The following is a 12609-nucleotide window of genomic DNA, read 5'->3' on the forward strand; positions in this document are numbered from 1 at the left end:
GATATTGCGTCGCCAGCGCATTCCAGTAGCGTCTGGGTATGTCCCTGCCTGAAGACTTTAGCGGCTTACTTGAACAGGCTGCAGCCGCCTTTGCGGCATATGAAGCCGAAGCGGGTTACTCACCGGTGATTGTAGGCGGCGGGGCTATTGCCATCCAGACGCTCGGCGCCTTCATGTCGGGGGATCTTGATCTCTACGCGCCAAACGACGTTTTGTTGGAAAAATGCCTTGTTGGTGCCGGCTTCAAGCGAGAAGATCGCAAGGGTCGGCTGCGCGGTGGGTATTATCACCCTGACTACCCGGCCTATGGGATAGAAGCGATCTCGGGCCAGCTCTTTGATGGGCGGTCCGACCATGATCGGCTACTTCGGATCACCCTTGATGGCGACGAGGCGATCACCACGCCGTCATTTGAAGACATGATTGCGGACCGTCTGGGGCAGCACGCGGTGGACCGATCGCCGGACAGTCCGCTCCTGCAGCAGGCGCGATTGCTGTTTAGGGTGGCGGTTGCACTCGATTTGGAATATTTGAAACGGCGTGTCGCCGAAGAGGGCGGCAGCTTTGAACTGCTAAACTGAACCTCGAATTGGAAGGGAGGCTCGCGATGACCACGATCAGCATGGCCAAGCTTCGTGACCATGTAGAGGCCAAGAAGCGCGAAATCGGATGGGTCGACGACGAAGCGTCGACCGATGCGCTCCGCAACAAGGGCGGCAACCGCAGCCCAGAAAAGCGAGCCTTACTGGCTCGTGTTGATGCGCGCGCCATTGCCGCAGGCAAGAAGCCCACGCGCTCCTATTACTAGCGGGTCCTTCCATCCCCACCTTCTGCGGCGGCGACTGTCGTGTTGGCGCTGTCTGCCAGCGCTGCTATCATCCCCACATGCCCCGCTACTTCCTCGATCCTCCCGACGGCCACGCATATGGGTTCCCCAAGCCGTTCGAGGGGGACATTGACGCTCTCGATTTCGATTCCTGGCTGCGCGAGAACGGTTACCCCGACGAGTTGATCCAGATGTTCCCCAACGGCAGGGGCTGCCGTATTCTCACTCGTCCCGATGCAGATAACGCAGATAGCTAGGCAGACCTCGCTTCACCGCATGTCTGTCACCAGTACGATTCTGGGTAAAACCCGCGATCATCGTCAGCTCCAAAAATATGGTGCTCCTGAAACAACTCGTTCAATCCAGTTGCACTTAACCTCTGATCGGCCGCAGCCAACTTTGTCCGGGCCCAGGTCAAGAATTCGGCCACTCGAGTGGCCTGTTCGCCCGCTAGTTCCTCCTCCAGTCTTGTAACAAAAGCTGCCAGGCGATCTCTGCGTTCAAGACGGGCAAGCACATCCTCGAGGACCTTGTCCCTGCGCTCGGCAATGTAGGCCAGCCGCTGTGCTTCGATACGACGTCGTTTCGCCTCCTCCTCTCGTTGCCGGGCCTCTTCTGCTTTCTGGTCGTCTTCTGCCTTTGCGGCAGCCAGAACGGCGAGCCCAACAGCAATGTCTGGCGCCAAATTCTCAAGTCGTTGGAGCTTGGCATCCTTGAATGCTCTGCGAACCTGTGACGCATACCGTAGGTAGATATCAAACTCGAATGCCAGCTGACCGGTGGGCACATAGTCCCATTCCGGTCGTCCAAAACTGAAGCTGTGAGGCGTCCAATCGCTGCGGCTCCAATCCCGCGATCGCCGTCGCTGACGACGCTCGTCTTCGGCGATCTCCTCGGCTGTCAGAACATGCTTGATGCGCTTGTAGCCTTCCTTGATGGCGAACGGGATAGCGACGGAGCCATTGGTGAAGGCAGCCTTGCTTGCCTTCGCAGACAGCTCAAATCCTTGCGCCTTGGCGGCAGCTACGATCTGAAGGAGACAGCGCTCTGCCCGGTCTATCGAACCCGGAGCAATTTCGAGCTGCACATGTCCGTCCGATGATAGGCTGACGAGACCGGTGTTGCCGGGCTTAGCCTTCCGCAGCTTGTCGAAGCTCTTTTGCACCAAGGGATGCGAGAGCGCCGCTCCCGACAGATCGAGTTCCGACGCCTTTACGCGTGCTTGTTCTCGTGCCGACACTAAGGTGTCGTGTTCTTGCCGGACCTCACCGCTCGCTATGATTACGGTGAGGGCGACCCCAGCTTTGGCCTTCGGAAGTGGAATTCGCGTCACTTTTTGGCCGGCGGCATGCTTGGCCCACCAGCCGAGGGGCGGGTTGGGGATATCATGCTTCTTGCAGATCTTGTGAAGCGCCACGTCTGACAGTCTGAAGTCCTTGGCTAGGTGCGTCATCGGCTTCGACCAGACCAGTTCATAGAACTCTTCGCGGGTGAACCTTTGGCTCATCTCGGCAGGCCTCCAGACTTCCATTCAGAATTGTGCGGCATAAAGCAGGATGGCGTCTTGCCGCGAGGCTTGGTCCTACGTCACCTGATGTTGAAAAGCCCGCAGATTGCAGAATCGACCAAACAAAATGGTCCTGTCGCACCGCTAGGGCGGCCCGCCGCAAAGGTCCCTTTTTGGGGGTACCATTGGGGGTATTCTGCGCCGTGATGGCCGGGAAATCGATGAGAATTAGCTAGTTAAGGGGTTCCTAAAGATCCCTCCTCCGCTACCATCCTTTCCGGCATGTTAGGCATAGGCGGATTTTCCGCTTGCATTCGTTCCTTCCTGTTGCACTAATGTTGCAATGCACAACTAGCCGAATGCCGGCTGAGGGAGGATCGACACTTTGCCCTTCCACGAAATGTTTGAGCCGGACGGTTCGATACGCCCCTGTTACGCGGAAGTGCAGAACTGGGTGGAGCGGACGGGCATTGCCGGGCTCAATCGTCGGATGGATGAGGCGGAGGCGATCTTCCGGCGCATCGGCATCACCTTCGCCGTCTATGGCGAGGGCGGCGATCCGGAACGGCTGATCCCCTTCGACCTGCTGCCGCGCATCTTCACCGGCCAGGAATGGCGCGTGCTGGACAAGGGCATCCGCCAGCGGGCGCGCGCGCTCAACGCCTTCCTGCACGACGTCTATCATCGCGGCGAAATCGTGAAGGCGGGGATCATGCCCGCCGACATCATCTACCGGAACAGCGCCTATCTGGCCGAAATGGCCGACTTCACCCCGCCGGGGAAGGTCTACAGCCATATCGTCGGCATCGACATCGTCCGCACCGGCCCGACCCGGTTCGAGGTGCTGGAGGATAATTGCCGCACCCCTTCCGGCGTCTCCTACATGCTCGAAAATCGCGAGATCATGACCCGCATGTTCCCGGAACTGTTCGCGCAGGGGGTGGTCGCGCCGGTCGACGATTATCCGGCGGAATTGCTGAAAAGCCTGAAGGAAGTCGCGCCCCCGGCCTGCAAGGGCGATCCGGTGGTGGTGGTGCTGACGCCCGGCTCGCTCAACAGCGCCTATTACGAGCACAGCTTTCTCGCCGACCTGATGGGCGTGGAGCTTGTGGAACCGGCGGACCTGTTCGTCGATGACGACCGGGTGTGGATGAAGACCACGCTGGGGCCGAAGGCGGTCGACGTCATCTACCGGCGCATCGACGATGAATATATCGATCCGCTGGTGTTCCGGCCGGACAGCCTGCTGGGGGTGCCCGGCATCTTCAACGTCTATCGCAATGGCGGGGTGACGCTTGCGTCCGCGCCGGGATCGGGCATCGCGGACGACAAGGCAGTTTATATCTATGTGCCGGAGATGATCCGCTTCTACCTCGGCGAGCAGCCGATCCTGGACAATATCCAGACCTGGCAATGCGGCAAGCCGGACGAATGCGCCTATGTGCTGGAAAATCTGCACGAACTGGTGGCGAAGGAAGTCCATGGGTCGGGCGGCTATGGCATGCTGATCGGGCCGAAATCGACCAAGGACGAGATCGCCGCCTATGCCGACCGCATCCGGGCCAATCCCGGTGAATTCATCGCCCAGCCGACCTTGGACCTGTCGACCGTCCCCACGCTCGGCCCGGCTGCGGTGGTCGGGCGCCACGCGGATTTCCGCCCCTATTGCCTGGTGGGCAAGCAGATCAGGCTGGTGCCCGGCGGCCTCACCCGCGTGGCGCTGACCGAAGGATCGCTCGTCGTGAACTCCAGCCAGGGCGGCGGGGTGAAGGACACCTGGGTTTTGCAGGATTGATGATCGTGGACCTGTCCCTTTTCCTTATTCATCATCCCAGCGAAAGCTGGGATCTCGTGCGGCTATGCTGTGCCTTCTCGCCTGAGATCCCAGCTTTTGCCGGGATGACGGAGGCACCCCCATGCTGAGCCGCACCGCCGAAAATCTCTTCTGGATGGCGCGCTACATGGAGCGGGCGGAGGCCACGGCCCGCCTGCTGACCATGGGCCAGCGCATGGCGATCCTGCCCGGCGCGCATCATCGCGATGAATGGCGATCGGTGGTGCGGGCCACCGGAGCGCTCAACCATTTCCCCGAAGGCGCCCAGGTGACGGAGAGCGACGCCATCGCTTTCCTGATGCTCGACCTCGACAATCCCTCCTCCATCCGTTCCAGCCTGCTGAAGGCCCGCGCCAACGCCAAGTCGGCCCGCACCATGCTGACGCAGGACATGTGGGAGGCGCTGAACGAGGGCTGGCGCAAGCTCGACAGCTACGACGTGGCCGAAGCGCGGCAGCAGCTTCCCGCGCTGATCGACTGGGTGAAGACGCGGGTGATGACCTTCCGCGGCGCGGCCCATTCCGGCCAGCTCCGCAATGAGGGGCATGATTTCCTGCGCGCCGGATCGGCGCTGGAGCGGGCGCAGATGACGCTGCGCCTGTTGGACATCAAATATTATGTGCTGCTGCCGGAGACCGAGGTGGTGGGCGGCAATCGCGACCATTATCAATGGACGTCGGTACTGTACGCTCTGTCGGGCGCGCGGGCGTTCCATCATGTCTATGGCGGCACCTACACGCCCTGGCAGATCACGGATTTCCTGATGCTGAACCGCCTGTTCCCGCGCAGCGTCGCCTATTGCTACGACCAGCTTGCCTATCGGTTGAACCGCCTTGCGGGGTGGCACGATGCGCGGGCCGCCTGCCACGATACCGTGCGCGAAATGGTGGCCGACCTGGAGAAGCTGGACAGCGGCGAAATCTTCCGCGCGGGGTTGCACGAAACGGTCCAGAGCGGCCTGATGAGCACCAACCGGCTGGGCGTGGAGATCGCCCAGGCCTATCATTTCGGATGAGGGGGAGGGGACGCGGTGAAACTGCTCGTCCGTCACCAGACCATCTATCGTTATGAGGCCGCCGCCGGGCGGGTGGCGATGCGGCTGAAGCTGATGCCGGTCGACACGCCCAGCCAGAAGGTGTTGGACTGGCAGGTCAGCGTCAACGGCGAGCCGCTGACCGGCTTCCGTCCCAACAGCTATGGCGAGATGGAGGCGATCTGGGTCCGGCACGACCGCACCGACAATGCCGTGATCGTCGCCGAAGGACTGGTCGAGACGCAGGAGAGCCATGGCGTGCTCGGCTGGCTGGGCTGCCCGGTGAACCCGCGCTATTTCCTGCGGGATACGCGGCTGACCCAGGCGTCGCCGGAAATCCGGGCGATGGCGTTGGCCCTTCCCGACGAAGACGGGCCGCTGGCCCGGCTGCACGCCCTGTCGACCGCCGTCAGCGATGCTGTGGCCTATCGCGCGGGCGTGACGAGCGCTGATACCACGGCGGCGGAGGCCTTCGCGCTGGGCGCCGGGGTCTGCCAGGACCATGCGCAGGTGTTCATCGCCGGGGCGCGGGCCATGGGCATTCCGGCGCGCTACGTGTCCGGCTATCTGCTGGCCGACGAGGGCGACGTGCTGCACGAAACCCATGGCTGGGCGGAGGCGTTGGTGCCCGAACTGGGATGGGTGGGTTTCGACCCCTCCAACCGCGTCTGCGTGACGGAGCGCTACCTGCGCCTCGCTTGCGGGCTGGATGCGGATGAGGCCGCGCCGATACGCGGTTCCGTGACCGTGGCGGGCGATATCTGGATTGACGCGGACGTCCGGATCGCGCAGGCGGAGGACGGGGTGGAGGAGCGGCAGCTCCAGCGGCAGCAGCAACAAGGCGCGCAGACCACCACGCAGGGTTGAACGACGATAGGAGCCCTTGGGGCCATGACTTATTGTGTGGCGGTGCGCGTGGACCAGGGGCTGGTCATGCTGTCCGACACCCGCACCAATGCGGGGATGGATAATATCGCCCGCTTCCGCAAGAGCTTCACCTACAGCGTGCCGGGCGAGCGGGCGATCACCATGATGTGCTCGGGCAATCTGTCGATCACCCAGGGGGTGAAGGCGATGCTGGGCCGGGCGATCAAGGATTCGGCGCTCGACCTGGATGTGGAGACGATCCTCAACTGTCCCACCATGCACCGCGTCGCGCAGATCGTGGGAGAGGCGATGTGCACCATGCAGGGCCGCTATCGCAGCACCATAGAAATGCAGGGGGCGGCGGCGGACGCCTCCATCCTGATCGCCGGCCAGCGCAGGGGTGGCAAGCCGCGCCTCTACCTCATCTATTCGGCCGGCAATTTCATCGAGGCGACGGAGGACACGCCCTTCTTCCAGATCGGCGAGCATAAATATGGCAAGCCCATCCTCGATCGCATCATCAAGCGCGAAACCAGCCTGGAGGATGCGACCAAGGCGGTGCTGGTGTCGATGGATTCGACGCTTCGCTCCAACCTGTCGGTGGGGATGCCGCTGGACCTGACGGTGATCGAGCGGGACGCCTTCGATTTCCGCGTGCGGACCCGGATAGAGGCCGACAATGAGGAGTTCCAGCTTCTCTCCCACAGTTGGTCGGCCGCGCTGCGCAAGGGTTTCGAGGATTTGCCCAACGTCCTCGATTAAATAGCCCCACCAGCCCCTTTCCGTCATCCCAGCGAAAGCTGGGATCTCAGGCCATAGGGCACAGCACAGCCCCACAAGATCCCAGCCTATGCTGGGATGACGACAGCGGGGGGAGGGGAGACGAAGAGGCTCAGCTTCCAGCCCTTCAAGCAAATCCATCGCTTGCGCGCCAGCCTGCTTGGCCTATCTCATCCCGACAGACGAATCGCAGCCGGAAAGACCTTCATGACCGCCACTCATTCGACCCGCATGCTGATCCTCGGTTCCGGCCCGGCGGGCCTGTCCGCCGCCATCTACGGCGCGCGCGCGGGCCTGGCGCCTATCGTGGTGCAGGGCATGCAGCCGGGCGGGCAGTTGACCATCACCACCGATGTCGAAAATTATCCCGGCTTCCGCGACGTCATCCAGGGGCCCTGGCTGATGGAGCAGATGCAGGCGCAGGCCGAACATGTCGGCGCGCAGATGATGTACGACCAGATCGTCGACGTGGACCTTAGCGAACGCCCCTTCCGCCTGAAGGGCGACAGCGGCACGCTCTACTATGCCGACAGCCTGGTGATCGCGACGGGCGCGCAGGCCAAATGGCTGGGCGCGGAGGGCGAGCAGTTGTTGCAGGGCAAGGGCGTTTCGGCCTGCGCGACCTGCGACGGCTTCTTCTATCGCGGCAAGAAGGTGGTCGTGATCGGCGGGGGCAATACCGCGGTCGAGGAAGCGCTCTACCTCACCAACCACAGCCATGACGTCACGCTGATCCACCGCCGCGATTCGCTGCGGGCGGAGAAGATCCTGCAACAGCGCCTGTTCGCGCATCCGAACATCAGGGTGCTGTGGAACCAGGCGGTGGAGCGCTTCGTCGGCGGCGGCAATCCGGAAGGGCTGGTGGGCGTCGACCTGGTCGACACGGTGACGGGCCACAAGTCGCATATCGCGACGGACGGCGCTTTCGTCGCCATCGGCCACCAGCCCGCGACGGAACTGTTCGTCGACAAGCTGCCGATGGACGAAGGCTATCTGCTGGTGGAAAAGGGCACGACGAAGACCGCCATTCCCGGCGTGTTCGCGGCAGGCGACGTCAGCGACAAGGTCTATCGCCAGGCCGTGACCGCCGCCGGCATGGGCTGCATGGCTGCGCTGGACGTGGAAAAGTTCCTGGCCGAAGCCGATTTTGAGGCTGTCGCGGCCGAATAACGGGGCTGGACGGGGGATGGCGGCCCATCCCCAAGCGCCAAGAGCCTATTCCAGCACCGTGATCACGATCGCATAATCCCCTGTCTCCGGATCATGGTCCAGCGGGGCGCGTAATTGGCGCGACAGGCCGGTCAGGACTCGCCCGTAGCGTTCCTCCAGCCGCGCGGTCATGTCCGGCGATCCGCGCAGCGCCGGCGAAAGGATGTGGAGCACCGCCCGGTCGGTGCGTCCCGGTTCCAATTGCACGGATATGCGCATCGCCGTGCGGGGATTGGACAGCATGGCGAGTTCCACCAGCTCGGTCAGCAGGAAGGCGACCGGCACCGCGACATCCTGGCTGATGTGCAGGTTGTCGCTGTCGATCTGGATGCCGAAGCGTCGCGCCTCGGCCGGGGCGGTGCCGCGCAGGCTGGCCGACAATTCGCTGATCAGCGACCGCACCCCGACGCCGCGATGCTCCTCCAGCTCGGCATAATGGTTGCGATGGACGACCGACAGCGCGTCGACCCGCCGCTGGATCGTCGCATAGGCCTCGACCGCTTCGGCGTCATGGGCGGATCGCGCATGCAGGTTGATCAGGCTGGCGATGATCTGGAGGTTGTTCTTGACCCGGTGATGCACCTCCCGCGTCAGCTTGCGCTGGGTTTCCAGGCTCTCCGCCATCTCCGCCTCATGAGTGGCGACATCCTCGCTGATTTCGCGGAAGGTGTTGCCCAGCGCCACGATCTCCTGCGCCGGTGTGCGGATGCGCCGCATCGGTTCCAGCACCTCGCCGGGCTGATAGGCCGCCACCGTGCGGCGCAGCAGCACCAGAGGCCGTATCAGCAGGCGGTTGACGACGAACCAGCCGATGGCCGCCGCAGCGAACCACATCACCAGCGGCAGGAACAGCGACAACATGCGCGCGATGGTGACCGGCGGATCGCGCACCGTCATGGTAAGGACGATGTCGGGCGGGTCGAGCCGCGCGGAAAGCGTCGTGCTGTGCCCGCCCGCAAAGCTGGCCGGGCGGGTGATGAGCAGGCTGCGCCGCCCCTGGTGCAGGCTGATCTGCCGGTTCTGCGAGCTGCCCGCCGGGTTGGTCATCGCCTCCAGATAGCCGCGAGAATAATAAGCGATGGCGACCACCGCGCCATTGGCGCTCCTTGCCCGGCTGACGAGATAGGGCGAGTCCGGCAGCAGTTGCGCGGCGGCATCGTCGAAACGGTCCGACAGGGAAAGGCCCGCCGGCTCGGGCAGGGGTGATCCGCACAGCCGCCGGCCTGATCGGTCGTGGATATAATAACGGCCCCCGCCGCGATCATGAGAGGCCAGGAATACCGAAAGGCGCGCGCACATTGCCGGATCGGCGCCCGACGTCGCGAAGGCATTGGCCGTCAGCATCAGCGCCGTTCGGTCGGACGCGAGATCGGCGGACAATTTCCGCGCGCTTTGCGTCACCGCGACGCGCAGCAGCGCTTCCTTTTCCAGATCGGTGGTGCGGATCGCCTGGAGCGAGGCGGCCAGGGCGATCAGGCCGAGCGGCAGCAGCGCCAGCGTCAGGATGAGGAACATCTTGACGCCGGTGGAATGCGAAACCGCGTTCAATTTCCGAAGCAGGGAAGCGGTCACCGAGGGAGGCATGTCCGCGGCGGGCGGCGGTGGAGAACTTCTGTCCATCTAGCTGACGCTGAACATCGAACGCCGATCTGTGGGGGAGGGCGTCGCTTGCCGGCCGGAATTTACCAGATGCGCCATGTCCCCTCCGCTTGTTTCCGGCTCCCCCCGGTCCGGCCGATCAGGGAGAGTCAGTCGAGCTTGCTGAGAAGGTCGAGCATTTCCGCGGGAATATCCTCATCGACCGCGCGCTGGTAGACGGATCGCAACGCATTGGCGACCTGCCCGTCATCTTTCGCGGCCGCCGCGCGTTTCTTGCGGGCGGCGCCGCCCTTCACGCCAGAATCCGGAGTGCTGGTGCCGACATCTTTCCTGTGCCCTCCCGTCACGTCCCGTTCCGTCGTTGAAGCAACCAAAACACGTCCCTCTGCAGCCATCAATGTCATGCCAGCCTGCTCTTTTGCGGCTTTCCCCTGGTGACGTCAATTCAGCGTCTGGGAAATCAAAACACAAAATTCCAAAGATTCTCGAAAAAACCGAACGGCAGTGAAACAAATCGTTGGGTTGTTGGTTCCCATGCCGAAGCATTTTTTGCCCGCCGCGCACGTTCGGTGGTTAGGATGGAGGCGATGCGGGCGCTGATGCCGGACGCATTTCCATTCCGACAGGGGGTCAAGGGGGCTTGCCACATCGGCATCGTCCATCCATCCTCCTGTCCGGCGAATGTTTCGAAATTTTGTTAAGGCGCGGCCTTAACTCAGGACAAGGCGCCCGATGGGCTGGGAGAAGTTTTACAGATGTCGCTTGGTCAGCAACTGCACCCCCACCTTCCTTTCTTGCGGCGTTATGCGCGCGCGTTGACGGGCAGCCAGGCGCATGGCGACGCTTATGTGCGCGCCACGCTGGAGGCGATCGTGGCGGCGCCCGACGAATTTCCCTCGGACGTCGATCCCCGCCTCGGCCTCTACAAGACCTTCCATGCCATCTGGTCCTCCTCCCACCTGGAGGACGTGCCGGTGCTGACCGGCGCCGACGGGCAGGAGGCGATCGCCCAGGCGCGACTCGCCCGCCTGACGCCGCTGCCGCGCCAGGCGCTGCTGCTGACCGCGCTGGAGGGATTCACGGTCGACGATGTCGGTTACCTGATCGGCCTGGACAGCGACGATGTCGAGGCGCTGGTCAAGGAAGCGCTGACCGAGATCGAGGCGCAGACCCGCGCCAAGGTGCTGATCATAGAGGATGAGCCGATCATCGCGATGGACATAGAGACCATCGTCCGCGACCTGGGCCATGAAGTGACCGCCATCGCCGTCACGCGGGAGGATGCGGTGCGCGAAGCCATGGCGGAACGGCCCGGCCTGGTGCTGGCCGACATCCAGCTTGCCGACGATTCCAGCGGCATCGACGCGGTGAAGGACATACTTGCCGAATTCTCCGTGCCGGTGATCTTCATCACCGCCTTCCCCGAACGCCTGCTGACGGGCGAGCGGCCGGAGCCGACCTTCCTCATCACCAAGCCCTTCCAGCGTTCGACCGTCAAGGCCGCGATCTCGCAGGCGCTGTTCTTCGACGAAGCGACCGCCCCGGCCTGACCGCCGATCCCGGCGTTCGAAAATTAGGCTGGAAAAGGGGGAACCCCGGTCCGCGACTCGCGTTATTGATGCGTAACGATCGGGAGAGACCCATGGTCGAACGGGAACGGCATATTGCGACGGAAGAAGCCCGGGCAGGCTCCACGCCGCATGTCGTGCGTTACGTGCTCGGCGTTTCACTGACGCTCGCGATCATCGTGATGATTGTGATATTATGGGGCTATTGAATGCTGCGGCAATTGGTCCTTGAGAAGAAAAAGATTGGGATGCGGACGCACATATGGCTTTGACGACTTCCGTTCATGCAGCGAGGGCGACAGCCGGTGAAGGGGTTGTTACCATGAGCGACGGCGTGGGCCAGGATGTTGAACGCGAAACGCTGTCCGACGCGGATTTCAAGCGGGAACTGGCTGCGGTCATTCCCCATCTCCGCGCTTTCGGCCGGTCCCTGTCGGGCAATCGCGACGTCGCGGACGACCTGGTGCAGGAAACGCTGCTGAAGGCCTGGGCGGCGCGCAGCCGTTTCCAGGCGGGCACCAACATGCGCGCCTGGACCTTCATCATCCTGCGCAATCATTATCTCTCGCAGATGCGCCGATCCCGCTTTCGCGGCGATTGGGACGATCTGGCGGCCGATCGCCTGCTCGCGGCGCCCGCCGGGCAGGACAAGCATGTCGAGCTGTCGGACATGCAGCGCGCATTACTGCAATTGCCCCAGCCCCAGCGGGAGGCGTTGATCCTGGTCGGCGCGGGCGGCTTCGCCTATGAGGAAGCGGCCGAAATCTGCGGCGTCGCCGTCGGCACCATCAAGAGCCGCGTCGCCAGGGGCCGCGCCGCGCTGGAGCAGATATTGGAAAATGGCGACCTGCCGTCCCGGCGCAGCCAGGAAAGCAGCGACGCGGCGGTGCTGGACGAGATCATGGACGATGTCGACCGGCTGAGCCGCGGCCGGGAGGCCAGGGAAGCAGGCGAAGATACCGACTCCGACCCGGACTGATCTGTGCTATGCTCTCCGCCTCGGGATACGAGGATCGGGAGAAGGAGAATGGACGAAGGTCGTAAGGACGAACCCTTCGAGCCGGCTCCCCTGCCGGGTCGGTCGCGGGGCAGCCTGATCATATTCCTGCTGGTGGCCATGGCGCTGCTGCTGGCGATCGGCTTTTTCTACATGACCAAGGATCGCGACGATCGCCGCGCCGACGCCCTGACGCAGGCGGCCGGTTCCCTCGACAGCGCCGCCCATGTAGTGGGCAACGCCGCCAGGAGCGCGGCGGACACGCTTCGCAACCATGATTGACCGCCTTTGCCGGTCCGCTCCGCCTGCATGCCGACGGAGCGCGGCGGGCCCGCGATCCTGTTCAGAAAATCTTTGCGATTGTCGTGCAATCTGCCGCCAGTGTCGGA

The 12609-nt window shown here is 63.3% G+C and carries 14 protein-coding genes; 11 read left to right on the forward strand and 3 right to left on the reverse strand.

The window, feature by feature from the left end; genetic code table 11:
• Nucleotides 1–38 precede the first annotated feature (38 nt).
• Nucleotides 39–581 (forward strand): hypothetical protein, encoded by a 543-nt coding sequence (locus tag SIDU_RS03780; RefSeq protein ID WP_007688243.1) that lies wholly within the window; start codon nucleotides 39–41, stop codon nucleotides 579–581.
• 26 nt (nucleotides 582–607) lie between these two features.
• Nucleotides 608–808, forward strand: a complete 201-nt coding sequence (locus tag SIDU_RS03785) for a hypothetical protein (RefSeq protein ID WP_007688241.1) — start codon at nucleotides 608–610, stop codon at nucleotides 806–808.
• 301 nt (nucleotides 809–1109) lie between these two features.
• Here SIDU_RS03785 and SIDU_RS03795 read toward each other — a convergent pair whose 3' ends face one another.
• Complete coding sequence (locus tag SIDU_RS03795; RefSeq protein WP_007688239.1) at nucleotides 1110–2333, reverse strand: hypothetical protein; 1224 nt, start codon at nucleotides 2331–2333, stop codon at nucleotides 1110–1112.
• A gap of 385 nt (nucleotides 2334–2718) precedes the next feature.
• Here SIDU_RS03795 and SIDU_RS03800 point away from each other — a divergent pair, with 385 nt between their 5' ends.
• From SIDU_RS03800 to trxB, 5 genes are all read left to right on the forward strand, one after another.
• Nucleotides 2719–4128, forward strand: coding sequence for a circularly permuted type 2 ATP-grasp protein (locus tag SIDU_RS03800; RefSeq protein ID WP_007688238.1), 1410 nt, complete (start codon nucleotides 2719–2721; stop codon nucleotides 4126–4128).
• A 121-nt stretch (nucleotides 4129–4249) separates the two neighbouring features.
• Nucleotides 4250–5182, forward strand: a complete 933-nt coding sequence (locus tag SIDU_RS03805; protein ID WP_007688237.1) for an alpha-E domain-containing protein — start codon at nucleotides 4250–4252, stop codon at nucleotides 5180–5182.
• A 15-nt stretch (nucleotides 5183–5197) separates the two neighbouring features.
• A complete protein-coding gene (locus tag SIDU_RS03810) occupies nucleotides 5198–6067 on the forward strand; it encodes a transglutaminase family protein (RefSeq protein WP_007688236.1) in 870 nt (289 codons plus the stop codon).
• A 24-nt stretch (nucleotides 6068–6091) separates the two neighbouring features.
• Entirely contained in the window at nucleotides 6092–6829 is a 738-nt protein-coding gene (locus tag SIDU_RS03815; RefSeq protein ID WP_007688235.1) for a peptidase, read from the forward strand.
• 225 nt (nucleotides 6830–7054) lie between these two features.
• On the forward strand, nucleotides 7055–8017 hold the full coding sequence (gene trxB, locus SIDU_RS03820) for a thioredoxin-disulfide reductase (RefSeq protein ID WP_007688234.1): 963 nt from the start codon (nucleotides 7055–7057) through the stop codon (nucleotides 8015–8017).
• 45 nt (nucleotides 8018–8062) lie between these two features.
• Here the strand turns inward: trxB and SIDU_RS03825 are convergent, their stop codons facing one another.
• Nucleotides 8063–9640 (reverse strand): sensor histidine kinase, encoded by a 1578-nt coding sequence (locus SIDU_RS03825; protein ID WP_174550400.1) that lies wholly within the window; start codon nucleotides 9638–9640, stop codon nucleotides 8063–8065.
• A gap of 164 nt (nucleotides 9641–9804) precedes the next feature.
• Entirely contained in the window at nucleotides 9805–10059 is a 255-nt protein-coding gene (locus SIDU_RS19960; protein ID WP_125445834.1) for a NepR family anti-sigma factor, read from the reverse strand.
• Nucleotides 10060–10410: 351 nt separating this feature from the next.
• On the opposite strand from SIDU_RS19960, the gene SIDU_RS03830 reads away from it, so the two are divergent.
• The 4 genes from SIDU_RS03830 (at nucleotide 10411) to SIDU_RS03840 (ending at nucleotide 12502) form a co-directional block, all read left to right on the forward strand.
• Entirely contained in the window at nucleotides 10411–11205 is a 795-nt protein-coding gene (locus SIDU_RS03830) for a response regulator (protein ID WP_007688227.1), read from the forward strand.
• A 92-nt stretch (nucleotides 11206–11297) separates the two neighbouring features.
• Nucleotides 11298–11432: a hypothetical protein gene (locus SIDU_RS20195; RefSeq protein ID WP_007688224.1), complete on the forward strand. Its 135-nt coding sequence runs from the start codon at nucleotides 11298–11300 to the stop codon at nucleotides 11430–11432.
• A gap of 113 nt (nucleotides 11433–11545) precedes the next feature.
• On the forward strand, nucleotides 11546–12202 hold the full coding sequence (locus SIDU_RS03835; protein ID WP_007688223.1) for a sigma-70 family RNA polymerase sigma factor: 657 nt from the start codon (nucleotides 11546–11548) through the stop codon (nucleotides 12200–12202).
• Nucleotides 12203–12250: 48 nt separating this feature from the next.
• Nucleotides 12251–12502 carry a hypothetical protein gene (locus SIDU_RS03840; RefSeq protein WP_007688222.1) on the forward strand — a complete coding sequence of 84 codons (252 nt, stop codon included), beginning with the start codon at nucleotides 12251–12253 and terminating at the stop codon, nucleotides 12500–12502.
• Nucleotides 12503–12609: the final 107 nt, after the last annotated feature.

The organism is Sphingobium indicum B90A, from assembly GCF_000264945.2.
GTDB classification, from domain to species: domain Bacteria; phylum Pseudomonadota; class Alphaproteobacteria; order Sphingomonadales; family Sphingomonadaceae; genus Sphingobium; species Sphingobium indicum.